24 protein-coding genes and 1 riboswitch are annotated in these 23,843 nt (G+C 44.0%); of the genes, 7 read left to right on the forward strand and 17 right to left on the reverse strand.

What is annotated here, in order from left to right:
• Positions 1–42: 42 nt before the first annotated feature.
• The 5 genes from KO531_RS05085 to KO531_RS05105 form a co-directional block, all read right to left on the reverse strand.
• The gene (locus KO531_RS05085; RefSeq protein ID WP_113938746.1) at positions 43–900 is read right to left on the reverse strand and encodes a DUF6279 family lipoprotein; all 858 of its coding nucleotides are present in this window, start codon (positions 898–900) and stop codon (positions 43–45) included.
• 192 nt (positions 901–1,092) lie between these two features.
• Positions 1,093–2,205 (reverse strand): phosphotransferase, encoded by a 1,113-nt coding sequence (locus KO531_RS05090; RefSeq protein WP_219250536.1) that lies wholly within the window; start codon positions 2,203–2,205, stop codon positions 1,093–1,095.
• Positions 2,205–2,858 carry a nicotinamide riboside transporter PnuC gene (gene pnuC / locus KO531_RS05095; protein WP_028760296.1) on the reverse strand — a complete coding sequence of 218 codons (654 nt, stop codon included), beginning with the start codon at positions 2,856–2,858 and terminating at the stop codon, positions 2,205–2,207. The genes KO531_RS05090 and pnuC overlap by 1 nt, the downstream gene beginning before the upstream one ends.
• A 46-nt stretch (positions 2,859–2,904) precedes the next feature.
• Complete coding sequence (locus KO531_RS05100; protein ID WP_028760297.1) at positions 2,905–3,165, reverse strand: hypothetical protein; 261 nt, start codon at positions 3,163–3,165, stop codon at positions 2,905–2,907.
• A gap of 97 nt (positions 3,166–3,262) precedes the next feature.
• Positions 3,263–5,482: a TonB-dependent receptor gene (locus KO531_RS05105; protein ID WP_219250537.1), complete on the reverse strand. Its 2,220-nt coding sequence runs from the start codon at positions 5,480–5,482 to the stop codon at positions 3,263–3,265.
• A gap of 54 nt (positions 5,483–5,536) precedes the next feature.
• Positions 5,537–5,675, reverse strand: a riboswitch (TPP riboswitch).
• A 197-nt stretch (positions 5,676–5,872) separates the two neighbouring features.
• On the opposite strand from KO531_RS05105, the gene KO531_RS05110 reads away from it, so the two are divergent.
• Positions 5,873–6,553, forward strand: coding sequence for a Crp/Fnr family transcriptional regulator (locus KO531_RS05110; protein WP_012196926.1), 681 nt, complete (start codon positions 5,873–5,875; stop codon positions 6,551–6,553).
• A gap of 67 nt (positions 6,554–6,620) precedes the next feature.
• Here KO531_RS05110 and tsgA read toward each other — a convergent pair whose 3' ends face one another.
• From tsgA to hinT, 6 genes are all read right to left on the reverse strand, one after another.
• Positions 6,621–7,796, reverse strand: coding sequence for an MFS transporter TsgA (gene tsgA / locus KO531_RS05115; RefSeq protein ID WP_219250538.1), 1,176 nt, complete (start codon positions 7,794–7,796; stop codon positions 6,621–6,623).
• A gap of 50 nt (positions 7,797–7,846) precedes the next feature.
• Positions 7,847–8,551, reverse strand: coding sequence for a purine-nucleoside phosphorylase (gene deoD, locus KO531_RS05120; protein ID WP_012196924.1), 705 nt, complete (start codon positions 8,549–8,551; stop codon positions 7,847–7,849).
• A 300-nt stretch (positions 8,552–8,851) separates the two neighbouring features.
• Positions 8,852–9,247 carry a YcfL family protein gene (locus tag KO531_RS05125; RefSeq protein ID WP_028760301.1) on the reverse strand — a complete coding sequence of 132 codons (396 nt, stop codon included), beginning with the start codon at positions 9,245–9,247 and terminating at the stop codon, positions 8,852–8,854.
• Between the two features lie 169 nt (positions 9,248–9,416).
• On the reverse strand, positions 9,417–9,914 hold the full coding sequence (locus KO531_RS05130; RefSeq protein WP_168823948.1) for a PaaI family thioesterase: 498 nt from the start codon (positions 9,912–9,914) through the stop codon (positions 9,417–9,419).
• Complete coding sequence (locus tag KO531_RS05135) at positions 9,901–10,428, reverse strand: PaaI family thioesterase (protein WP_028760303.1); 528 nt, start codon at positions 10,426–10,428, stop codon at positions 9,901–9,903. The genes KO531_RS05130 and KO531_RS05135 overlap by 14 nt, the downstream gene beginning before the upstream one ends.
• Positions 10,425–10,781 carry a purine nucleoside phosphoramidase gene (gene hinT / locus KO531_RS05140; RefSeq protein ID WP_219250539.1) on the reverse strand — a complete coding sequence of 119 codons (357 nt, stop codon included), beginning with the start codon at positions 10,779–10,781 and terminating at the stop codon, positions 10,425–10,427. Before hinT ends, KO531_RS05135 begins: the two co-directional genes overlap by 4 nt.
• 144 nt (positions 10,782–10,925) lie before the next feature.
• Here hinT and KO531_RS05145 point away from each other — a divergent pair, with 144 nt between their 5' ends.
• Positions 10,926–12,692: a PDZ domain-containing protein gene (locus KO531_RS05145; protein WP_219250540.1), complete on the forward strand. Its 1,767-nt coding sequence runs from the start codon at positions 10,926–10,928 to the stop codon at positions 12,690–12,692.
• A gap of 117 nt (positions 12,693–12,809) precedes the next feature.
• Here the strand turns inward: KO531_RS05145 and KO531_RS05150 are convergent, their stop codons facing one another.
• Positions 12,810–13,445: a LuxR C-terminal-related transcriptional regulator gene (locus tag KO531_RS05150; RefSeq protein ID WP_028760305.1), complete on the reverse strand. Its 636-nt coding sequence runs from the start codon at positions 13,443–13,445 to the stop codon at positions 12,810–12,812.
• 297 nt (positions 13,446–13,742) lie between these two features.
• Here KO531_RS05150 and KO531_RS05155 point away from each other — a divergent pair, with 297 nt between their 5' ends.
• Entirely contained in the window at positions 13,743–14,489 is a 747-nt protein-coding gene (locus KO531_RS05155; protein ID WP_219250541.1) for a cytochrome b/b6 domain-containing protein, read from the forward strand.
• Between the two features lie 98 nt (positions 14,490–14,587).
• Here KO531_RS05155 and KO531_RS05160 read toward each other — a convergent pair whose 3' ends face one another.
• The 3 genes from KO531_RS05160 to KO531_RS05170 all read right to left on the reverse strand — a co-directional run bounded on the left by KO531_RS05160 (position 14,588) and on the right by KO531_RS05170 (position 16,990).
• Positions 14,588–14,938, reverse strand: a complete 351-nt coding sequence (locus KO531_RS05160; protein ID WP_105252823.1) for a cytochrome c3 family protein — start codon at positions 14,936–14,938, stop codon at positions 14,588–14,590.
• A gap of 510 nt (positions 14,939–15,448) precedes the next feature.
• A complete protein-coding gene (locus KO531_RS05165; RefSeq protein ID WP_131523891.1) occupies positions 15,449–16,531 on the reverse strand; it encodes an AI-2E family transporter in 1,083 nt (360 codons plus the stop codon).
• Between the two features lie 225 nt (positions 16,532–16,756).
• On the reverse strand, positions 16,757–16,990 hold the full coding sequence (locus KO531_RS05170; protein ID WP_219250542.1) for a sulfurtransferase TusA family protein: 234 nt from the start codon (positions 16,988–16,990) through the stop codon (positions 16,757–16,759).
• A gap of 111 nt (positions 16,991–17,101) precedes the next feature.
• Between KO531_RS05170 and KO531_RS05175 the strand changes: the two genes are divergently transcribed.
• From KO531_RS05175 to KO531_RS05190, 4 genes are all read left to right on the forward strand, one after another.
• The gene (locus KO531_RS05175) at positions 17,102–18,571 is read left to right on the forward strand and encodes a M48 family metalloprotease (protein WP_168823942.1); all 1,470 of its coding nucleotides are present in this window, start codon (positions 17,102–17,104) and stop codon (positions 18,569–18,571) included.
• Positions 18,572–18,699: 128 nt separating this feature from the next.
• Positions 18,700–19,050, forward strand: coding sequence for an arsenate reductase (glutaredoxin) (gene arsC / locus KO531_RS05180; protein WP_219250543.1), 351 nt, complete (start codon positions 18,700–18,702; stop codon positions 19,048–19,050).
• A gap of 52 nt (positions 19,051–19,102) precedes the next feature.
• On the forward strand, positions 19,103–19,477 hold the full coding sequence (locus KO531_RS05185) for a DUF2069 domain-containing protein (RefSeq protein WP_028760312.1): 375 nt from the start codon (positions 19,103–19,105) through the stop codon (positions 19,475–19,477).
• 302 nt (positions 19,478–19,779) lie between these two features.
• Positions 19,780–21,735 (forward strand): hypothetical protein, encoded by a 1,956-nt coding sequence (locus KO531_RS05190; RefSeq protein WP_219250544.1) that lies wholly within the window; start codon positions 19,780–19,782, stop codon positions 21,733–21,735.
• Between the two features lie 118 nt (positions 21,736–21,853).
• Here KO531_RS05190 and hda read toward each other — a convergent pair whose 3' ends face one another.
• Complete coding sequence (gene hda / locus KO531_RS05195) at positions 21,854–22,564, reverse strand: DnaA inactivator Hda (RefSeq protein WP_168823935.1); 711 nt, start codon at positions 22,562–22,564, stop codon at positions 21,854–21,856.
• Between the two features lie 62 nt (positions 22,565–22,626).
• Entirely contained in the window at positions 22,627–23,718 is a 1,092-nt protein-coding gene (locus KO531_RS05200) for a DUF2066 domain-containing protein (RefSeq protein ID WP_219250545.1), read from the reverse strand.
• Positions 23,719–23,843 lie beyond the last annotated feature (125 nt).

Below are 23,843 nucleotides of genomic sequence, written 5' to 3' on the forward strand. Positions count from 1 at the left end.
TTGCAGGAATAGACCCTGGCAAGGCAATAAATCTTTCATGGCCTAGGCTTCTTTTTCAATCGCTTCCTGATTCAGTTCCTTGAGATCTTGAATGAGTCCACCTAACTTTTTATAAAAATGCTTAGACTGCTGCTCCGATAAGCTCGCATTCATCGCCAACAGCAAAGTCCCAAATGCCTCAGTATTTTTACGTAAAAACACTTTATGTTGCTCTGACTTAAGCTCATCGGGCTGCGTCATCAGCAAGGTCAAACGCTCGGTTAATAATGCTTTATCAGCGCGCTGACCCAGTGCAACCTCAAACTGGCGTAACCATTCGTGCCTGTACTCAAGCCACATATCTAAGGTGGATAAACGCTGTTGATTATATTGGTGAATAAGCACTTTTTGCTCCGCAGTTACACTTCCAAGCCAATCATCAAATTGGGTTTGAAGGTTTTCATCGGCATCTTTTTGTAACTGTTCAGGGGTTTTACCCGCAAATTCTTTAACGAGCTCCTGCTCTTCCTCCCGTAATTTTGTGAGGATCTGCTTCACCTGTTCATCGGACAAAGACATTATGATAGGTAGAAGCTCGGGCAAGGCGAACTCAAACAATCGAAACCAATGCCGCTTAGCAATATTCACATGATCTGCCCATAGCACTGGCGTTAACGTATTGGTTTTTATGAGGCCTTCGACTTCGGTCAATTGCACCACATAATGAGCTAACTCTTTGGATTGGTGCCAAATGACAAATTTTTCAATGAGGGCATCGAATGCCTTTTGCTGAGATTTATCTAAGGTAACATAATCCTCTTGCTCCCAGCCGATGGCCCAGTCGAGGAAATGGTAACTGAATTTAGTGGAGCAGGCGCTTAAGCCTAAGAGACACACAAGTAGCATCACGCCTTTTTTCATACTGAATAATCCATCCTAGAATTGTTGCTAATAAGACGCTTGAGACTATATAAAGTTGCTTTTTATATCAAACAAGTTTGTCTAATAAAGGTTTTCAGTATGTTCTACCCGCATGTCCCACCATAGCGCGGTCAATGCCATAAGGGAATGAACCATTATCATCAGATGGAAACTAAGCACACGCAATAATGACTATTTGGGGGTGATCAGCGGCCAGAAGCAATCAAACCAAGCAAGGTAGTCAACGCTACGACTGGGTTCTGTTTGCGCTGCCATCAATAATGCCCAGTAGCAAGCAAATACCCAATACATGTCAATAGCGGCAGGCACTGCCGTTACGGCTTGTGCAGTAACATAAGGATGTCCACTCAGATACTGTTTCACCAAAACACTTTGCTGATAGGGCGTTAACGCATGGGTCGCTAACACTACAGCCAACTCACACAGTGGATGCGACGCCGTCGCATACTCAAAATCAATACAACACAAGCGGTTATTTTTAAGTAACAAATTATGGGGATTAAGATCGCGATGGCAAAACTGCGGCTTGATTATGCAGGCTGCTAACTCATCACACCAATGTTTAATTTCGATTTGAATTGCAAGCAGCTTAGCCACCCGCTCATTCCAATCGTGAGTATTGCTATCACCAATATCACTACCCTGCTTCAATGGCACAGCTCGCCTTAATACTGGCTCACGAAATGTTGCAGAAGCCTGATAGGCAAGTATTTGCTGGTGATATTCCTGCCACTGCTCAGTGATACTAATATCATAAGGCCCTGTAGGCAGATCGCGTAATTGCAGCAATAACGCCAATAGCAAACAATGGGCTTGGTTAGGATGCGTTTCTTGTTCTGCTGCCGGATACTGTAAATAATTAAACGTCGATTGCCCCAGCACAAAATCAGCTGCACTCGTTTGGCGTTCTAACGCTGGCCAGTGGATTAAGCCTTCGTTTTCAATATCGTCACTTTCAATATAATCACTTTCAATAAAATCACTGAGGTAATAACGCTCATCTTCGCTCACCCACAACAGTTCAGGAGCAAGTTTAGCTTGAGCCAATTGCTGCCAGTAAAAACGCTCCTGCTGGCGGTTGCAAAAACTGTCCGCCGCATCGGCATTCACCCGCAGCACATAACTGCCTGCGGGCGTAGTGATTTTATAGTTGTGATTACTTAAGCCGCCCGCAAGCTCATGAATACTTAACACGTTAACTAGCCCTGCACTTTTGAGTATGGGGTAAAGTGCTTTGAATGGCTCGCCTGCTGAGCGTTGCATCGAGGCGTTTATATCGAGCATTAACTGAGTAACTTCAAGGTATTAGCTTCACGGGCATCGGCTAACGCGGTTCGCCACAGGAAATACCCCACGACCGCCAGACCCACATAAAGCACGAATAACAAGGATGTCAGCATCAAGCCTTTGCTGAGATAAAGGTAAATCGACACTATGTCGATAACTACCCAATAAAGCCAATTCTCAAGTACCTTTTTTGCCACTAAATAAGTCGTCATCACGGCGAAACAGGTTGTCGCCGCATCTAGATACGGGAATGCGGCTTGGGTATACGTCGCCATACCGTGACCAACCAAAAGCGAAATCACGCCCGTCGCTGCGATCAACTTTAAATGGGTTTTCAATGGCCAAGTGGTCACTTTTACGCCTTGATGCTTATCACCACCTTGGGTCCAGAGCCAATATCCATAGAGCGCCATAGCCATGTAATAGACGTTAAGCACAGACTCCATCAGTAGCGACACCTTCCAAAACAACACAGTGTAAATGGCGGTACTGGCAAAGGCCGCCGCCCAGCACCACACACTGGCCTTCATCGCCAGCAGTAAATATGCCATCGCCAGCAATACCGCGAGGGCTTCCCATACGGTCATCACATGGACTTCACCAAAGGCCGTATTAACGCTCTCGACCAAGGTTAACCATAAATCTGTCATAGTGTTGTTCTCATTGCCTATTTGTCGCTTACATGGCGGTCAATCATTATTCGCTGTGGGCTAAATTCAGCTCACCACCGATAAACTTACACACAAATACCGCCTTGCCCCACTTCTCATGGGCCGCTTGCATCTCGGTCGCCAGCATAGTCATCACATCTAAATAATCGCCGCACACTTGAGTTGCCATCGCATTAGTCACGCGCTCGATATTGGGATAACTATCCACGCGGCCAATAAACCACTTGATAGGATCGAGGTAATTTTCATTAAAGGGATACATGCTAATTTCTGCGGTCAGTTTCATTTTAATTCCTTGATATTCTGAAGTAAGGCTGTAGCCCAAATACTGGGCTACAGTTCAGTTAACACTTAAATGATTATGCTCATTTTAAAATGAGCTATTACATAAACTTAACGTTAAAGGTTACACCAATCTGACGCGGATCGCCGTAACGAATATATTGCTTTTCCGCCCAACCGTTATCTGGCTCATTGCCAAAATAGAAGCCACGCACACCGTATTCTTCATTAAACAGATTGCGTCCCCACAAATATGCCGACCATGCGCTCGCCTCATAACCTACGCGGGCATTGACGATAGTGTAGGGTTCAGAGCGGGATTCATTGCTGTCTGAATAATAGAATTCACTCTTACCGCTAAGATTCAGGTTAGCAAACCAACCCGAATTAGCACGATAAGTCCCACCAAGGCTGTAGGTAAGATGTGGAGAATGGGCCAGATCGCGGCCAGTTAAATCCACCTCAGTACCATATTTATCCTGATACTGGTAGTCACCGTAGGCCGTTTCTAACCAACCTAAGCTTGAGTAAACTTGCAGATTATCCGTGGCATACCAGGTTGCATCTAACTCAGCGCCATAGTTATTCGAACTGCCTGCATTTTCAGTGAACAAGATAAAACGCTGTGGTTTATCGGGATCTTGCTGTGATGCAGCCACCTGTTGATCTTGTCTGTCCATATAGAACAGCGCCAAATTAGTATCGATAAGTCCAGCTAACCAATGGGATTTAAGGCCGATTTCATAGTTATAGAGCGTCTCAGTACTAAACTCTTTTTTATCGTTCAATTCGACGGGCAAAGTCATGTTGAAACCGCCCGCCTTGTAACCGCGTGCGACTCGGATATAAGCATTGTGTGAGTCGTTCAGCACTTTACTCACAGCAATATGACCGCCCCACATGGTTTCGCTCGGGTCGAAATTATCGTTATTCGTATCAGAGTAATGACTGTTGCGACGCTCTAAACGTAGACCCACAGATAAAGCATAATTTGAGCCCAAATCCGTATCAAGCTGGCCAAACAGTGCATAGTTTGTCGCTTCATACTCTGAGTCTAAGACTTCATCCGGCCAAGTATTGTATTCAGAATACAATTGGTTATCTTCTTTCAGATTCATGGCATACACACCAAGCAACCAATCAGTACTCTCTGCAAAAATACGGCCCTGCTCGGTAGAACTTAGGCGAAACTCCTGCGACGCGGTTTTACGCTGACCCGTTTTATCCCAAAAATAATCGTATTGGCACGGCGCCAGATTGCCATTGTCATCATTACATTGCTTAGAGGCCCAATATTCTGAGTTAGCCCAATCGCCATCGTAACTGTAATGGTGATCGGTATTGGCAAAAGAGGTTAACGAAGTTAATTCGAAGTTTTCTGCGCCAGAATAGGTCGCTTTAAAACCCGCGCCTGTGGTGCGCTGACTATCAACACCCGGTTGATCCGATGTTGTCTGAGTTGGTGAATTGGTTAAACTCCACACATCATAGCCATTATCAAAATCGGCATGCAGCACAGTTAAATCAAACTGCAAATCATCTGTCGCATACCAGCGCAGCTTAGCGCGGCCGCTGAATTCATCGCGACCATTGGTATCATCACGGCCTAAATACAGGTTATCGTGGTAACCATTTTGCTGATGTTGCTGCATTGACACACGATAAAGCAGCTTGCCAGAATCCGTTAATGGGCCAGAACTGAAACCACTAAAAGTGCGCAAATCATCATCGCCTAACGACACTTCGCCGCCATGCTCAAACACATCAGTTGGATCGTTACTCTTCAGATAAATCAGTCCCGCTAAAGCATTCGCGCCGTAACGCGTCCCCTGCGGTCCACGAAGCACTTCGACCTGCTGTAAATCGTACATGCTCGACACCATACCAATACCGGATAAATCGATATCATCTATGATGTAACCCACGGAAGAATTAGGTGCGCCTTGGTATTGTTCCTGTTCCCCTACACCGCGAATTTGAAAATATTTCGGCCGAGAGCTTCCACCTGACCAGTTAAAATTGGCGATAGAATTAAGCAGATCTTCAAAGTGTTGCGCACTTTCATCTTGAATTTTTTGACTGTCGATAACGGTAATGCTTGAAGGCATTTTTTCTAAACTTGAGCTGCGAAAATCCGCCGTCACCACCATGACTTCCATCTCAGTGCTGGGATCGGGTTTATCGATAGCGTCGGTTTGTGCAAAAACAGGGGTGCTCAGCGCTGCGGCGATGGCTAATGCCAGCGGCGCTCGGGCTAAAAATAAGCTTGGCGATACGGTTGAAAATGGGGATTGATGGTTTGACGTTTTACGGTTTGACATAGGACCTCAAATATAATGTTTGAGATCCGGCAACGAATAAGCGATTCAGAAGTGTGCTGTTAATTGGCCCATTCCTACGCCGGTATTAGCCGGATCAGGTTCTAAGGGTTCGTCAGATGACATCTCAGTTTGCAGCCGTCAACGTTAAAATCAGAGTAACATTAATGCACAACAAACACCCCTTGGCGGCGCCTAGTATACATGACGGAAATAAAAAGTGGGCACTCTTATCTCTGCGATTCAATTAAATGTCGCGAAAACCACTGCCCTTCACTTCGTATGATGAAAATGTCTTTAGTATCAGCCTAAATCCTTTCGTCCATTTGACCGCCTATCATGATAATGCTATAGAAGGTCGCAATTTCGAACACAGTAAGAGGACAATAGTCGATGCAGCTAAAACCTTTATCGAAAGGACGTTATAGCCAGCGATGGGAGCAAGACTATCCACTTATTGAAGCGGTTGTACTTAGCTGTATCAGCGAAATAAAAATGCTCAAAAAAGGCGCTCACCTCATGACGCAGGGGGAAGCGATGGCATCACTTGTATTGGTGAAGCAAGGTCGAGTATCACTCGGTCATACCGCGAGAAATGGTCGGTGTTTTCAATTAGGTACTATTGATTGTGATTCACAACTGTTTGGCGAAATGGAGTTCTTCACCCAGTACCACTGTCAACTAGACATTATTGCCAGTGAACCCTTAGAAATCATGTTGATTAGCGCTGAAAAACTGCAACATTGCCTCGGTCAACATCCTCAACTCGCGCTATTTTTCGCTAGTGCAATTGCGATTGACTACCAAGACACAGTGGATATTTTTACTCGGCGACTGCTCTATCCTATCAGTTATAACGTGGCATTTGATATTTACCATGAATACTTAAATGACTTGCCCGTAGATGGCTTTAGTAAACGCTATTTAGAGGCTGAACGATTTGGCACTACCGACCGAGTCTACCGTCGGGCGCTACAAAATCTTGAGGAACGAGGCTTAATTGAGCGGAAAAAAGATGGCATTCGGATTTGTGATCTCAACGCACTCAAGAAATTTGTTGAAGCAGGCATATAACCGCTTTCAACATAACCCACACTCGACTTAATTTAACAACCGAGTGTGGGATGGATGCACAGGTAAATTAACTTACCGATGGCGAGTGTTGTTCCATAGCCGATTTCATCCGACTTGAAACGATCAATAGCATAAATATCGCTGCGTAAAGCAAAGGAATCACATACATCACTGTTTGTAATCCGATAATACGTTCAAAGAAAGAACTGATGGCTGGGCTAAACATCGCCCCTGCACTTCCGCTAATAAGAATATATGACACATTTTTGCTGCTGGCTTTTTTTACAAAAGACACGCCATAAGCAATAAATGCATTATAAAGCGCGGCACACACAAAACCATAACCATAGGTTAAATAAGCTATCCAATTAAGATTATTGGTACTGACAATGGCAGCGGTGATCACCATAGCTAAAGCAATAATACCGACTAAGAAATGGTGAATTTTTACACGAGTCACAATCACAGTCGAAATTAACGCCCCAATTAGCGCAGCGGACCAATACTGGGTAATAATATTACCGGCATCTTCAAACGGAATATCAAATTTTTGTTTTACAAATAAAGGTGCCCAAGTTAAAAAAGTATATAAAGCCAGCATTCCTAAAAATAAACCAATACCTCCACTAATAATACCGAGATTCCATTCAGACTGTTGTTTCTCTTGTGTTGTAGAAGATTGCTCACAAATAGAGAAATGAGTGAACAAGGTAATAATGACTGTACCAAACGCCACTAAACCTACGGCTAAATAGCTATAACTCCATGATAATGAATTTGTTAATGCATAAGTCGTTATCAATGGAAAAATAACGCCTGCAATATTAAACGTTGCATCTTGCACCACTAACATTGTGCTTTGTAATTTATCTTGCCACACAGACACCACAATCGTACCAGCAATACATAGACCGATACCGCCACAAAAACCAATCAAGGTCATTGCTACCATCACAACTTGTAGGGAACTGGTTAAATGTAAAGCCAGAGCAGAAAGAGCAACCAGACTGTAACTTATCAAGGTCATTCTTTTGATACCCATTTTTTCAATAAAGAAAAATGCTGCAATCGTCCCCGCGAGTGCACCACCATTGAGCAATGAAAAGATTGATGCAACTTCGTTAACATTAGCGGCAAATTTCTCAGCTATGGGTTCAATCAACATCCCAAATTGGGTCGCAAAGCCCGCCATAATAAAATTGGCGAGAAAACTGATGGCTGTTAAAGTAATTTTATTATTCATTATGTCATTCCATAAGTGAAATGCTAAGGGTTCAAAGGATGGCTTTAAACCTAATTGAGGGCGGTTTCTAACGCGAGCTCGATCATATTATTAAAAGAGAGTTGGCGTTCTTCGGCCGTTGTTTCTTCACCGGTTAAACAATGATCCGATACCGTTAAAATGGCTAATGATTCGATACCTTGTTGGTGTGACAATCCATAAAGCCCCGCCACTTCCATATCAATACCTAATACCCCAAAACGTTCAAGTGCGGGGATCATATCTTCATCGGGATCGTAATAAAGATCACCACTAAAGATATTGCCAACTTTTACACTAATACCTTTCTCATTCGCTGTTGTATAGGCTTTATGCAATAAAGAAAAGGTCGCAGAAGTTGCCATTTGGTAGCCGCTACTACGCTTAGCGTTAGTGGGTGAATCCGTGCCTGCGGCTTGGGCTAAAATGACATCTCGCATTTGTACATGTTTTTGTGTTGCACCTAAACTGCCAATACGAATAATGCGTTTCACGCCAAAATAATTAATCAGCTCATGACCATAGAGCACCATAGATGAAATCCCCATACCATGACCCATAACGGAAATGCGCTGTCCTTGGTAAAAGCCCGTGTAACCAAGCATATTGCGAACATTCGTGACTTCTACGGCATCGGTGAGATAGGTTTCAGCGATATATTTAGCACGGAGTGGATCACCCGGCATAATAACAGTTTCAGCAAAATCAGTAGGTTGAGCATTAATATGAGCAGTCATCTTTCTATCCTCATGTGGTAATATGCTGATAGTAGTGCTCAATCACTGAATGTATTTAGGACTAAAGTCCGGATTTCATCTTGCCGTAAACCTTTTTGCTTAAAAATGGGTAATTTATCGCAACTTTCAAGGTCAAAAAGACGAAAGCTAATAACATTTGAGTGACCTTAAGGTCATTGAACGTTGATGTAAAACGAATAAAAAGGCTTACTCCTTAAAAGAAGTAAGCCTTTTTAGAACGGGTTTAATATCAAAAAATCAATTAAACACGGAATAAACTAAACAGAAGCAAACTCAAGCTTAGTTTGAAAAGGTTTCACGCACGTATACATCAAATTTAACCACTTGGGCATTAGGTGCAACAGCGCCGACTTGCAATTGCTGTTTACCGTGTAATTTCACTGATTTCCAGCTGGTCGCTTCATCTTCGATAGTAAAGCCGCTGGCATCGTACCAAGTGAATTTATATTGCACACGCATATCGGACGAGGATTTGCTAACAATCAACGCTGAGCCCTGCACTAAATCACCGACTCGGCGCGCATCCACACTCTGTACCGCAATATCTCTGGCAAAGCTGGAGTTATCGACGCGGGTTTCACCCAGTGAGCTCACTGAAATCCCTGCGGTATGTGAGGCACAAGCACCTAAGGTAAGCGCTGCGGCCAGTAATAACCCTGTATAAACTTGTTTCATATATTTCTCCTAGTCACGCCAAAAAATACGCAGCTAGCGCATCATTTCCCATTAAACGACAAACTAATCGAACAGTGCTGAACTCATGCTTAATAACATAGGTTAAATAAAGCATTCTCAATCTAAAATAGTGAATCAGTCATGCTTCATCAATCTAAACTTAATCAGATTAATCAATCAAAAAATGTGCCCGTGCCGTAGCAATAAGCTGCTTACGATTGGTTTGCCAACAATCAATATTCACGTTGGCGACTCGTCGACCCTGACGGGTAATACGACACTCAGCAAAACTATCCTTGTGCAGGCCTGCACGTAAATAGTCGATTGAAAAATCAACGACTTTAGGCACCTTTGCCGTTTGCATAAATACCATTAACTGCACTATCGCCGACATTTCCATAAAGCCCGCAATCACGCCACCATGAATGGCGGGCAACACAGGATTACCGATATTGTCGTCTTTAGCGGGCAATTTAAAAATCAGTTCATCACCAAAACGCTCCACCTTCATGCCAATAAATTTGGCATAGGGAACGTGCTCAAGTAAATGGCCAAAATCATTAAGTTCAGTGGCGCGTTTAACTATGCCTTGCACATCAATAGGCGCTTTAACCTGTGCGTTTTGAGTTGTACTGGCTGCATCTAGTATCGAATTATTTGCGCTCATCACTCTCTCCTATCGCAGGCACGGCTTCACCCATTAACGCTTGCCTAAAGGCATCACCAACCATTTCAGGGCTGATCCGCATAAAAGAGCCGACGGCATGGGCGATGGGATCGTCAATACTGTCTTGGTAAGCAATTGCACGGGTAAAGGCAATATTAGAAGACAACTTATAGCATTCTGCAAAACCAAATACAGGCTTATGGGGCTGAGCGGGCTTCATGTAGTCCACCCGTAAATCGAGCGTAGGTGAGATTTCTAACAATTTGAATTTATGGAAAATAGCGCTCACGACTGCACTGCCACAGGCAGTATCCATTAAGGTAGTGATCACTCCACCATGGATAACGCCCGTATCGGGATAACCAATTAATTCAGTGCTGTAGGGCAACTCAATCAACACATGGTGCTCACTCGCCTCCAATACGGTTAAACCGAGACGGCGACACTGAGCTAGTTGATCCACAAACCGCTGCGCCATTTGGGTCAGCGGGAAAAAATCCGAATTGACCTTCATTTGTCTTGGCTCAACATGGGCCCCAGAGGCTCCCCGCCCACAAGGTGGAAATGAATGTGATAGACTTCTTGTCCACCGTGTTGATTGCAGTTCATGATCAGTCGGTAGCCATCTTTAGCGATACCCGCTTCCGCCGCCAATTTAGCCGCAACCGTCATCATACGGCCAAGTACCGGCTCATCAGAGGCTTTCATGTCGTTCGTCGTTGGGATCAAATGATTCGGCACAATCAAAATATGGGTTGGCGCCTTAGGGGAAATGTCTCTAAAGGCTGTCACAAGTTCATCTTGATACAGAATATCCGCGGGAATTTCGCGACGAATAATTTTGCTGAAAATCGTTTCTTCGGCCATGGGGCGTCCTCCTTGGGTTAGTTGGCATAGTATACTAGCAATTCAATACTTTGTGTCTGCAGATATTTTGCTTTTCATTTGCCAGTTGCAGGCATTTTTGGCAGCATGGCCACCATTAAAACACTCAGGTTTTGCAGGATAAATATGATCCATTACCAGATAATCCCCGTCGATCCGAAAGCCCATTTATTCGCTGTCACTATGACATTATCACAACCCAAGCCAGTGCAGGTCTTTAGCCTACCCGCTTGGCTGCCCGGCAGTTATATGGTGCGCGACTTTGCCAAAAATATCATTGAACTCAAGGCACAAGATGCACAAGACCAAACGCTTAAGCTCACCCAACTAGATAAGCAAACTTGGTCGGTTGATAATAATAGCAGCGAAATTATTCTGACTTATCAAGTGTATGCTTGGGATCTGTCGGTGCGCACCGCGCATTTGGACATGACCCACGGCTTCTTTAACGGCAGTAGCGTATTTTTATCTGCCCATGGTTTTGAAGACACTTTACACACCGTCTCTATAGATCCACCCACTGAGTCAACATTAAGTGACTGGCGCCTTGCGACCAGCATGACCCGCACCAGTGGTGACGATTTTGCCTTCGGCCAATTTTCAGCTAAAAGCTATGACGAGCTCATCGATCATCCGGTGGAAATGGGCTTATTCACCTTAGGGAGTTTTGATGCCTGTGGCGTGCGGCATGATATCGTACTCAATGGTCGCCACCGTGCTTGCATGCCAAGGCTCTGCCAAGATTTAAAGACCATTTGTGAGTATCAGATTAACTTCTTTGGTACACCTGCACCGTTTAAGCGTTATTTGTTTATGACCACAGTATTAGACAATGGCTTTGGCGGTTTAGAGCACAGAGCTTCTACTGCATTAATGTGTTCACGCAAAGACTTACCACTGTCGCTAGATATGCCAATCAATAATGACTATCGCACTTATTTATCCCTGTGCAGCCACGAGTATTTCCACAGCTGGAACGTTAAGCGCATTAAGCCTGAATGCTTTTTACCCTATAAACTTGAGGCCGAAACCTATACGCCACAATTATGGGCCTATGAAGGCATCACCTCCTATTACGATGACTTTCTTACCTATCGTGCAGGTCTGGTAGATGAACAAAGCTATTTAGATATGCTGAGTGATACCTTCACCCGTGTCTATCGCAGCCAGGGGCGCTTTAAACAAAGTGTTAAGGACTCAAGCTTTAATGCTTGGACTAAGTTCTACAAGCAAGATGAAAACGCACAAAATGCCATCATCAGTTATTACACTAAAGGGGCTCTGTTTGCGCTGTATTTAGATTTAACCCTGCGCAGCGAAACCCAGGGCAAATACAATCTCGACCATGTTATGCAGATTTTATGGCAGGAATATGCTCTGCAAGATAAAGGCACCACAGATACTTGCCATCAAGCCATCGTGGAACGACTCCTTGGTCGTGATTGCCAAGATCTGTTTGCCTACTTAGATAGCACTGACGATATTCCGTTAGCGGCTTTACTCGCCGAATTTGGGGTCAACTTGAGTCTTCGATCCAGTCAAGGTGCGCAAGATGTGGGCGGTGGGCAAGCGAAAGGTTATGAGATTGCATTCGGCGCGAAAACCCAAGCAGCACCTATAGGATTAAAAATCGTGACTGTCACCCAAGGCAGCCCTGCACACCTTGCAGGGTTAAGTGCAGGTGATGTGTTAATTGCCGCGGATAACCTACAAGTCACAGGACAATTTGAGGCGCAGCTACAGCAGTATCCGCTGGGTGAATCGTTGAATTTACATTGGTTTAGACGGGATGAATTGATGACGGGTGAATTGATGATAACTGCCGCGCCTAAGGATACTGCCGCCCTATCCATTCGTGACAAAAGCAAAATAGCGGCTTGGCTTGGACGTTAATAGACTTTCGGCTTAAGAACACTTTTGAGAAATAATAAAAGGGGCATTAGCCCCTTTTATCTGACATAAGACTTAACTTAAACGTATATCCGTTTGTATATCAATACTGATATCGACTTAAACCACCACATCGTGCAAATAGGTTTGTGCCCACGCAATCGCTTGACCACGGCTAGACACTCCAATTTTACGGAATACTCGGTACAAATGGGTTTTTATCGTGCTTTCACTGACAAACAACTGATTGGCGATATCTAAATTAGTACTTCCCGTCAACAATGCTTGTAATACTTCACGCTCACGGATAGTTAACGGTTCAGTGTCTTCGAACAACCCAAAATCATCATTTACCCCGTTAATGAGCTGTATTGGGATGACCCTATGACCTCGTAAAATATTCGAGAGTCCTAGGCTTATCTCAGTTAAACCTGCATCGAGATAAAACACCCCTGCAGTTGTGGCAGCTTGCATTAAGAAACGAGCATCCACTTGTTTAGGGAACTGTAAATAGACAACTCGCACACTCGGTTGCTCACGGGCAAGTAAACGTTGAAATTGATGGGCTTTTTGAAGATCAACAGTCGCTAAATCGATCACGACCATGGAGGCATTATTATCTTTGATTTTCTCACACATCTCATCAGGGCTGACTTGGGTCAACTTAACGAGAAACTCCTGCGGCCAACGTCCTGCGAGCAATTCCATCAATACTTGCGATCGTGACACTACAATCCAATGTAATATTTTGAACATCCTGCTCACTCCCTGTCTGATTAACGATTATTCACTTTAAGGATCTAAGATCCTCCAAATACGACTTCAACATCCGTTCAATAGACTTCCAAGTCTACCGTGGTCACGATATTAGCATTAGATAAAACAGATTAAAAAGACTTACGTAAAAAATATTTACCGTACGCAAATCAAAAACTTCTAACACTTTCGTTGAATACACTATCAATCAGAAGTCTTAATTGAAACTGAAAAAAGTTACTGAAATTTTAGGATAAAAGCGTAAGATCATACCAACACAAAAAATAAGGAAATTCCATGTCCAGCAGTAACTCCACCGCTTTTGAAATAAAATCCTATCCTGTGTGGGACAAACCGACGCGATTATTTCATTGGATTAATGTCATTCTTGTGCTCGCACTCATCTTAGTCGGTGGCATCATGATGTATCGCACTGAGCTAGGCATATCTGAGTTAACAGGTAAAATTGGCTTGAAAACTTTACACGTGTGCATAGGATATGCGTTTGCAATAAACCTCATCGTCCGCCTTGTGTGGGGTTTTATCGGTAACAAATATGCGCGTTTCAGCCACATGTTTCCCAATGCTAATAGCAAAAGCGAATTAATAGCTTATAAGACTGAATTAGCCGCGGGGAAAAATCCGCAGTATTTAGGTCATAACCCTAAAGGTAAATTTGCCGTGCTGGCCATCATGTTGCTATTAGTGACCATAATGATCACTGGACTTTTGCGTGCAGGTACAGATATTTATTATCCGCCGCTAGGTAGTGCTGTACAAAGTTATCTTGCTGATACCAATGTCGAACCAACAAGCTTAAAACCCTATGATGCAACGGGTGTGAATGCAGAAAAAGCGGATGCACTTAAACCAATGAAAGGATTGGCAGGTCAAGTGCACGTCTATGCGGTTTATGTGTTGTTACTGCTGATGTTATTACATGTATTCGCGGTGATTTATACTGAAGTAAAACGTCAACCAGGGATTATTTCAGCCATGTTCTCCGGCAAGAAGATCATCCAAGGTCAGCCAAAAGACGAGTAATCGGTTAGTAAACGGATAAAAATAACGCCAGCTATTCGCTGGCGTTATTTATTTAGACATGAAGGTATATACCAACTTTTCTAAACGTATTTTTGAGATTATTTTTTCAGAACAGTTGCAGGGGTACGGCCATCATCATGGCAGCTTTCACAGGTAGGTTTTTGACCGACATTCATATCATGTACCGCATGACAATCTGCACAGACTAAATTACCGTCATGTGGCTTATGCACAGCGTCCATTTCAGCATAGGTACCATGACAACTTTGGCACTGTGCAAATTCAAAGGCACCATCCGCAGAAGGTGTACCATCTTTATGACAGCTTTCGCATCCACCTGACTCAGCATGGAAATCAGACAATTTTTGATCTGCAGCAAATGCGGTTGGCGACAGCGCTAACGCTGCAAGACTTGCCCCGAAAAGTGCACTTAATAGTTTTTTGCTCACAATAGTATCCTCCAATGGCGATTGTCAGTGGAAATTCTTGTCAGGGTGACTTCCATCTCTCAACCAAAATAAATAGCACGACTCGATATAACTTAGCTAAGGATGAACGAATAAGCAAACCCAAACTAAGCGACACAACTTTATCAACATACTCAAGGGTAAAATGTGCGCTGCATCATGTAACCACATGCTTATATAAGAGTTTTACATCTACCTAACCTAGAGGCTACATAATGTAAATCCCTAAACTGGCAAGCGACAGAATAAATCCCCCTTAATCTAAAACTAAAAGCTCGATTCATGGTGATACTTAAGACAAAGTGATAATAAAAAGGAATGACAATAAGTGAATGGGTACAGAGTACTAGACGAGGATGCTTTAAATTGTGAAGGCACAACATTCAACCCAAACGCCTCTGGCACTTAATTCAAATGCCAAGAGGAATTAGCGATAACGGTTAACTCGCCCACTATAACCAATAATACAAATAGCGGTTAAACAGGTAAGCATCAACTCGCATCAAGTTTATTGTCAGCCTCAAGCTCTGTTTTAGGCCAAGCGTTAATCACGGCTTTGACCAACGATGCCAATGGAATGGCAAAGAATACTCCCCATACACCCCATAAACCGCCAAAGACTAAAACGGCCGCTATGATGATCACCGGATGTAAATCCACCGCATCGGAGAACAAAATAGGCACGAGTAAATTACCGTCGAGCGCCTGAATAATACCGTAACCCAACATTAAATAGCCAAATTCAGAACTAAAACCCCACTGAAAAAATGCCACTAGGGTGATAGGTAATGTAACTAAGGTTGCACCGACATAAGGGATCAATACCGATAACCCCGTTAACACACCGAGCAAAGCCGAATATCGCAGTCCCATCAAGGCAAACAAAATATAAGTTGCGACACCAACAACCACGATTTCGATCACTTTGCCACGAATGTAATTAAAAATCTGTTGGTGCATTTCAAACCACACTTTACGCGCTAGCTGGCGATTTGCAGGGAAAAATCGCTTACTGCCGCTAATCAGTTGATCTTTATCTTTTAAAAAGAAAAACACCAGTAAGGGCACTAAAATCGCGTACACCATCAAGACGAGTAAAGAAGCTGAATAACCGATTAATTGCTTAGCAATATCCAACACATGTTGAGTATCGAGCAGTTTTTTAAGCTCACCAACCATCAGATCTAACTGCTCTGGATTGATAAATCGTGGATATTGATTGATCAGCGTTTGTATTGTCAGCAAGCCTTTATCAATCATGCTAGGCAAGTCGGCAATTAAGCTAACACCTTGACGCCACACACTCGGAATTAAGCCAAATGTCAGTAAAACCACGATTCCCAAAAACAACACAATAACCAAAGATGCACCAGCGGTGCGATTAATCCCCAATTTAAGCATTTGCGCCACAGGCCATTCCAATAGAAATGCCAACACAAGAGCGACCAACAGCGGAGCAAGTAAACCTGCCGCAAAATAAATCACTAGCGCGAGCCCGACAAGAATAGCCATTAAGGTCACAGCTTGCGGATCACTAAAGCGCTCTTGGTACCAACGAGAAAAAACAGTAAACATGGATCATTCCAATAGTGATGGTTGGCGAGGCTTCCCAAACGCTCAGGAAAGTTTATTTATCATGATGCTATTCGAGACTTTACTCAGTTAGACTTTCGCTCCTACACGTCAGCTAAATCAAAAAATAAACTGATAGGAGTAAACAACCGAGCCTGAGCGGCACTCTGGCTCAGAATTAAGCGATTAATGTTAGTCTAAGAGGATTTAAACATAAAAATCCTCAATTTATCCCTGAGATAGATCAACTTTGGTGACCATCAAGGCTAACAGACCTGCATCATTACGCAACTCTTGCACGACATGCCCTTGTTTTTTTAAATATTGGGGAACATCTCGCCGCGAACCAGAGTCTGAGAGTAAGATATGCAACTGCTCACCCTCTCGCATTGGCTTCAATGCAAGCTTCACTTTCACTAAGGGTACTGGACAACGAAAGAGCATTAAATCAATAAAAATCATAATGAACTTGCTATAGACGAACTTGGGCCATTATCCTAAGTTGCACCTCAAACTACAAGCTAAGTGCAGTATCTGCCTTTAGTTGAGATAATTAGAAATAAAAGGATCCGCTTGCGTAACTTGACTTTTTTGACTCGATTCAAACCTTTTGTTGCAGGCGCACTCTCCTTGATGCTGCTAACCTTCGCCGCCAAAAGCTTTGCCAACAATGACTTACCGGATTTAGGTACGGCCGCAGTTAACACCTTCAGCCTTGAAAAAGAAATGGTTTACGGTGATGCTTATATGCGCATCATTCGCTCATCGGCACCTATGCTAAATGACCCCGTGTTGAGTCAATATCTTACCGAGCTTGGCAATAAACTGGTCGCCCATGCCACAGGCGTAAAAACGCCGTTTTATTTTTTCCTATTACAAAATGATGAAATCAACGCCTTCGCCTTCTTTGGCGGCCATGTTGCCGTGCACACAGGCTTATTTCTCAATGCCGACAATGAAAGCGAACTGGCTTCAGTATTAGGCCACGAAGTGACTCACGTTACTCAACGTCACCTTGCCCGATCCCTTGAAGCACAGCAAAAAAGTAATCCTGCAACAATTGCCGGTTTACTTGGCGCCATTTTGTTAACTATTGCAGTACCACAAGCAGGTATGGCGGCGCTTGCGACAACCCAAGCCATGGCGACACAATCGAAAATCAACTACACCCGTTTGCATGAAAAGGAAGCCGATCGCATCGGAATGCAAATTCTAGTGGATGCAGGCTTTAATCCCAATGCTGCGGCGGATTTCTTTGGTAAATTAGCTAGTCGTTATCGCTTTACCACAACACCACCACAAATGTTATTAACTCACCCATTGCCTGAATCGCGGATCACTGAAGCCCGTAACCGTGCCGAGCAATACCCTAAACGTTATATCCCTGATAATCTTAATTTTCAGCTAGCAAAAGCTCGTATTCAAGTCCGTTTTTCCAGCTATAGCGACGAAGCAGTATTAAGCATGTTTGATCGGCAACTCAACAAACAAACCTATAGCTTCAAAGAGGCGGCACTTTATGGCAAAGCGCTGGCTTTATATAGATTGAAGAAGTTTAATGAATCAGAAAAAATCGTCGATGAGCTGTTAAAAATCGATGATAACAACCTGTTTTATATAGACACTAAATCTGATTTACTGATCGAACGTAAGGACTATGCAAAAGCGATTACTATGCTCGAAGCCCAACGTAAAATGAAACCAACGTCTCAAGTGATCAATGCCAACTTAGCCAATATATATATCGAAGCCGATCAAGCCCCCAAAGCAATCCCTTTGCTGGAAGATATGATTTTCCTCGATAAACAAAATGAACTGCCCTATCAATTGTTGACTATGGTGTATAAAAAAACCGGCAATCAAGCATTGGAATATTTTTCCACCGCAGAGCTGATGGCCTTAGGTGCTAATTATAAGGGCGCAATCGATCAACTTAACTTTGCCTACCGTGCATCCGAAAATAATCCATTACAGCTTGCACGTATTGAAGCACGTATTCGCCAGTTTAAAATGGCTGATAAAGAAATGGATGCGCTTAAGTAATAAGTTGTTTTACAAATAGATTAAAGACAATAACCCATTTATGCGCCCCGAACACACTGACGGGGCGCGGTTTTTTCTGTTATTATCCGCGCCATTGTTATTTCAGCCCGTATTGAGCCTCTAGTACTATGACCCAAGTGACGATTTACCATAACCCACGTTGTTCAAAAAGCCGTGAAACCTTAGCTTTACTCGAGCAACAAGGCTGCGACATTACCCTAGTGGAATACTTAAAAAATCCCCCTACGGCTAAAGACATCGGCGACATTCTGGCTAAACTAGGCATCAGTGCTCGCGAATTAATGCGCACCAAGGAAGCAGAATATCAAGCCTTGGGACTTGCAGACTCATCACTAACAGAATTGCAGTTGATTGAGGCTATGGTCAACACTCCTAAACTCATCGAACGGCCAATTGTGCTCACCAATCAAAGCGCAGCCATCGGCCGTCCTCCTGAGAATGTGCTCACTATTCTTTAATCCATGATTTTTAAACCAAAATGGCTTTTATTTTCAACCCTTAGGTAGACTTATGACGTCCAACACCTTATTTATCCTTAGCCGTTTAGGCTACTTTGCGCTAGTGCTGCTATTAGGCGGTTGGTTTGTTGGCCAAGGGATTAGCGGTGAATACACCCTGCTATTTAGTCTCTTATGGATAGTGCCGTTATTACTACCCGCAAAGGGTGTTTTCCAAGGTAATCCATACACTTACGCTTGGGCAAGTTTTATTCTGTGCTTATATATGTTACATGGGCTCACCCTGCTTTATGTCACCAATGACGCCTTCGCTTTTGCCTTAATCGAAGTATTATTGATTGGCGTACTGCTAATCGCTTTCCCATTTTATGCCCGCATACGTGGTCGTGAACTGGGATTAGGCCTGAAGAAAAAATCTAAAGAATAGTCAGTTCAATGTATTTTCAGTGCCGTTTAACCTTGCTGGGTATAGCGGCACTTTTTATATTGCAAGGCCAAACCTTGGCTCAAATATCCCTTATGATCTCAGTCTGAATATCCATTTCAACCTTAGTTTCAACCTCTGTTCCGACGTCAATTCCCATCACGACAAAATTAACACTTATTATACTTACACTGACTTTTTGCAACTAAGTACCCGTGCTATAGTCAGTTTCTCACAGTATAAGCGTCCCATGACGCCACAAAAGTCTAAATAGCACAGCAGAGTTAGCAAGGGAGAATGGTGTAATGGGAATGTCGATACCACTGAAATTTTTCGGATTTATGGCTTGCTCTGGCCTACTTGCGGCATGCGGGGGCGGTGGTGATAGTAAACCAGATGATAGTGTAGTCACGCCCCCCTCCACCTCACTAGCACGCTGCACAGATAGCATTTCGCCACTCATTACCACCACGTCATCCTCAATTCGCTTTCAAACCGAGCAAAATTATGTGGCGGGTCAATCTAGTACTATCATTGCCAATATCCTAAATCGCGACAGCCAAGACTTAACCTTCCGTTGGCAGCAAATCGATGGCCCTAACATAGCACTCGTCAGTCAAAACAGCCCGGTATTAGCCCTTGATACTCCCACCACAGGCGGCTACCGTTTTAGCTTGCATGTGACGGGCAGTAATCTAGATGTCTCCGGAGAAATTGGTATTAATGTCGATCCCGCATCGACGGGTATGCTAAACGTCCGTCAAGATCACCAAGTGGTTGAAAGCAATAATGTGAGCTTAAGACTCGGACAACAATCGGAATTAATCGCAGCAAATATCTCTTGGTGTGTAGCATCTGGCCCAGATTTAATGGTCGATGTGAACGATCCGTTTAGACCCTTGTTTACCGCGCCAACGGTCACCCAGGATACAATCACTCGCCTCAAAGTGAATGCCAACGTCAATGGCAATCAGCTTAGCGATGATGTCTTTGTGCTAACAACCTCGGCGCCAGCGATCAGCTCACCATACTTCGATACCCCAGTTGCGCGCACCCATGCCTATCGTCCGGCTTCACCTTACGCCAATGTGCTAGCAAACTGTGTTTACTCCAATCAGCTTAATGATAGCTGCACTATCAATACCTTACCTTTGATAGGTCAAACCTCAAGCGATCTCAATCACGAGACGATTCTAAATCGAGTACTGGTTTCCCACGATTGGATGGGTGATAACTTTGCCGCTTTCTTAGCCCAGATGGACCCTAATAGCGATTTTGCCCGCCTGTTACAATCCGTTACAGCCGTGGTGATTAGCTATGATGTACGCCCTTCTTTCTATTGGGTAGTCACAGGGGCGATTTATCTCGATCCCAATGATTTATGGCTTACGCCAAGCCAACGCGACACTATTAATGAAGCGCCGGATTACCGCAGTAATTTCGGAAATGATCTTAACTTTGTGATGCCTTGGCGTTATGTGAAAGATAACCAATATGCCTCCCTTGGCGTGCCTATCACCGTCAGAGCAAACCGCACATTAGCGCAAATCAATCCCGATCTGGCCTCCTTGTTGTACCACGAGCTCGCCCATGCCAATGACTTTTTTCCACGCAGCGTGCATGCCACACTCACAGGGCCAAGACTGTTAGATGACTACAGCCGCCGCAATGCCAGCAAGAGTCTAATTTCAGATCAAGTCAGTAAAACCTACCCATTAACGAGCACTGAAATGATGGGACTTGCCAATGTTAGTTTCCTCGGCGCAGCGGCGAGTAATGTGCAAAAGACCTATCAAGCATCGGATGTCAGTACTTTCTTTTCTACCGATATCGCCAGCGACTTCTATGCCTATTCCAGTACCCGTGAAGACACGGCCATGTTATTTGAGGAAGCCATGATGAGTCATCGCTATCAAATATTGCGTGATGTCGCCATCACCAATAAACCTGCGATATTAACTGCGGATTCGCTAATTATTGACTGGGGACAAAGGGGACGAATTGCGCAAGACAGTCTAGAAAATCGCGCTGCGTTGGTGATTGATGAAATGCTGCCAGAGCTTAATGGGATCAGTCTGGTCGAAAGCCTACCCGAGCCAATTAATATGGTGCAAGGTCAAAGCTGGCATCAAACATTGGCAATATCGCCTGCGAATACGCAGCTCAAAAGCCAAAGCAATGCAGCTGCAATTAATGCCGAGTCTCGTTTTGAAGCCGAACTTCGCTTAAGTGGTGACCGTCACCAACATCCACAACAATAGCGTTTTAAATTTTAGATAAACAAAAGCCCGTATGTATTCAACATGACGGGCTTTACTCTTTTTGGCTTTAATGCCAGTAGGTTTTGTATCTTCAGAACGAACACAAACCATGCTGTATCTAAAGGTGTAGCATCTCTTTGGCAAACGGAATCGTGAGCTTACGCTGATGCACTAATGAGGCTTTATCTAACTTATCCAATACATCAAACAAGGTCCGCAAATCCCGCGCCATACGGTTCAGTAAAAAACGCCCGACATCTTCCGGTAATTGCAGGCCACGCATAGCGGCGCGGCGTTGCAGTGCGGCAAGTTTTTCATCATCTGCCATGGGTTGCAGTTGGTAATTCAACCCCCATTGCATACGTGAAACAAGATCTGGCAAGAGGAACCCAGCATCCGCAGGAGACGAGCTGCCGCTGACCACTAAGGCGCAATTCTTATTTTCTGCGACGCGATTGTAGAGATCAAAAATCGCCTCTTCCCAAACGGGGTGGCCGGCGATGGCATCGACATCATCGATACAAACCAAATCCAACTGTTCTAGGCCTTCAAGCAATGCGGTCGAAATACTCGCATGTATGCCTAAGGGAATATAAAAGCTGCGACGCTCCACTTCATTAGCGTGCGCGCAAGCAGCGTGCATTAAATGGGTTCGACCCGATTTAACTGGGCCCCACAAATAGATGGCGGCTTCACCATGCCCTTCGGCATTCGCTCTCAATTTTTGAATAAGTTCATCATTACCCGCGGCGGGGTAATAACTATTAAAGGTTTCGTCGTCTGGCAAATGCACAGGTAACGAGAGTTGCAGAGGTGAGTTTAAGGGCACTCGGTCTTCTCAATATTAAATAAAAACAATGCCGTGCTTAACTAAGCACGGCCGATAACATCTTAATGTAAACGCCATTCATACACAGGTTTGCCAGCTTGATTAGAGACAGGGCTAAATTCACCTGCACTCACAGGTGCGACCACAGAAATACGCGGCTCTAAGCTTAATAAGCGTTGTAAATCCGTCTCTGAGCCAAATAAATCTAACGAGAAAGTCACGGTGTTACCTTGAATATGCGTTAACGTGGCATTTTTAATCGCGCTGAGTTGCTTCAAATATTTTTCAACTTCAACTAATTGCGCCATTTTTTGGATATTAACGAAGGTAACACTCGCACCAAGCTGAGTACCAGTATCGGCAATCGCATACTTAGTAAAATAGTATTCACCTAACGCCGCCATCATAGCGGTAATCGCTTGGGCCGAATTTTCAGCAGTACCGTTGTAACTGAATAACGGTGGCGTCAAAGAGTCAATGGTAGCCTTAGTATAAAGATTTAAACGATAACGAACCTGATTCCCGGCGGCATCAATTGCCACTAGCGCCAAAAAGTCAGCTTGATAGCGGCCAGATACACTCGCCACGATGTCGGCAAACATCCCTTTAATATCGTTAGGATTTATACCCATCAACTCATCAAGATCTAAGATAGGCAAGAGTACAGGTATACCGCGGGCATAGGAAAAATCGCTAAAAATCTTACGTTCGGCTAACGCAGATGAGTCACCCAATATCATAGTGTCGCCATCACCAGGCATAGCGACCCAAAATAAGGTCAGCGGGCGTTGAGTTCCCCAAACAGGCAATTGTGCCTGGCGCAGTAACGCCACTATGCGGCGGTGCTCAAAACTCGCGGTCAACAGCAATTGGCCATTTTGCTCGATATAACCATACTGGCTCAGCAAGGTATCAGGATTACTGAGCTGAGATTGGATTAGGCTGTTATCGAGGGATCGCGCCGTCCCAGTGTTCTTGATAATGACTTGCTCAAGTGCACTTTTTAAGGCTTTGTCGCGTTCAGCAACTGCGCGCGAAGACACAGGCACATTGGCCTCATCTAATTTACTCACCTCAACAGCATTGACGCTATTAATCGTGAACAGACAATATAGAAATGCAATTAAGCTCGGCTTCAATAGGAATTTCAGCATCTTTGAGTAGTTGAAGTAGCGTCAGATGAGGCAAATTGTACCATAGTTAGCGCCTTAAGCGAGTCTTGCCAAAATTTAGCCCCATTTCCGAGCCTGCCACAGCACAGAAAACCCAAACAGTGATC

This window comes from Shewanella sp. NKUCC06_TVS (assembly GCF_019345515.1).
Classification (GTDB): domain Bacteria; phylum Pseudomonadota; class Gammaproteobacteria; order Enterobacterales; family Shewanellaceae; genus Shewanella; species Shewanella oncorhynchi.

What these genes read in the sequence shown, in the direction of transcription:
- KO531_RS05100 (WP_028760297.1), bottom strand. Translation starts at nt 3,165, where the DNA reads ATGAAACTGACCGCAGAAATTAGCATGTATCCCTTTAATGAAAATTAC.
- KO531_RS05170 (WP_219250542.1), bottom strand. Translation starts at nt 16,990, where the DNA reads ATGATTTTTATTGATTTAATGCTCTTTCGTTGTCCAGTACCCTTAGTG.
- KO531_RS05090 (WP_219250536.1), bottom strand. Translation starts at nt 2,205, where the DNA reads ATGCTCGATATAAACGCCTCGATGCAACGCTCAGCAGGCGAGCCATTC.
- KO531_RS05155 (WP_219250541.1), top strand. Translation starts at nt 13,743, where the DNA reads ATGTCCAGCAGTAACTCCACCGCTTTTGAAATAAAATCCTATCCTGTG.
- KO531_RS05085 (WP_113938746.1), bottom strand. Translation starts at nt 900, where the DNA reads ATGAAAAAAGGCGTGATGCTACTTGTGTGTCTCTTAGGCTTAAGCGCC.
- KO531_RS05125 (WP_028760301.1), bottom strand. Translation starts at nt 9,247, where the DNA reads ATGAAACAAGTTTATACAGGGTTATTACTGGCCGCAGCGCTTACCTTA.
- KO531_RS05105 (WP_219250537.1), bottom strand. Translation starts at nt 5,482, where the DNA reads ATGTCAAACCGTAAAACGTCAAACCATCAATCCCCATTTTCAACCGTA.
- KO531_RS05110 (WP_012196926.1), top strand. Translation starts at nt 5,873, where the DNA reads ATGCAGCTAAAACCTTTATCGAAAGGACGTTATAGCCAGCGATGGGAG.
- KO531_RS05185 (WP_028760312.1), top strand. Translation starts at nt 19,103, where the DNA reads ATGACGTCCAACACCTTATTTATCCTTAGCCGTTTAGGCTACTTTGCG.
- KO531_RS05145 (WP_219250540.1), top strand. Translation starts at nt 10,926, where the DNA reads ATGATCCATTACCAGATAATCCCCGTCGATCCGAAAGCCCATTTATTC.
- KO531_RS05150 (WP_028760305.1), bottom strand. Translation starts at nt 13,445, where the DNA reads ATGTTCAAAATATTACATTGGATTGTAGTGTCACGATCGCAAGTATTG.
- deoD (WP_012196924.1), bottom strand. Translation starts at nt 8,551, where the DNA reads ATGACTGCTCATATTAATGCTCAACCTACTGATTTTGCTGAAACTGTT.
- KO531_RS05135 (WP_028760303.1), bottom strand. Translation starts at nt 10,428, where the DNA reads ATGAAGGTCAATTCGGATTTTTTCCCGCTGACCCAAATGGCGCAGCGG.
- KO531_RS05130 (WP_168823948.1), bottom strand. Translation starts at nt 9,914, where the DNA reads ATGAGCGCAAATAATTCGATACTAGATGCAGCCAGTACAACTCAAAAC.
- hinT (WP_219250539.1), bottom strand. Translation starts at nt 10,781, where the DNA reads ATGGCCGAAGAAACGATTTTCAGCAAAATTATTCGTCGCGAAATTCCC.
- pnuC (WP_028760296.1), bottom strand. Translation starts at nt 2,858, where the DNA reads ATGACAGATTTATGGTTAACCTTGGTCGAGAGCGTTAATACGGCCTTT.
- KO531_RS05190 (WP_219250544.1), top strand. Translation starts at nt 19,780, where the DNA reads ATGGGAATGTCGATACCACTGAAATTTTTCGGATTTATGGCTTGCTCT.
- tsgA (WP_219250538.1), bottom strand. Translation starts at nt 7,796, where the DNA reads ATGAATAATAAAATTACTTTAACAGCCATCAGTTTTCTCGCCAATTTT.
- arsC (WP_219250543.1), top strand. Translation starts at nt 18,700, where the DNA reads ATGACCCAAGTGACGATTTACCATAACCCACGTTGTTCAAAAAGCCGT.
- KO531_RS05165 (WP_131523891.1), bottom strand. Translation starts at nt 16,531, where the DNA reads ATGTTTACTGTTTTTTCTCGTTGGTACCAAGAGCGCTTTAGTGATCCG.
- KO531_RS05200 (WP_219250545.1), bottom strand. Translation starts at nt 23,718, where the DNA reads ATGCTGAAATTCCTATTGAAGCCGAGCTTAATTGCATTTCTATATTGT.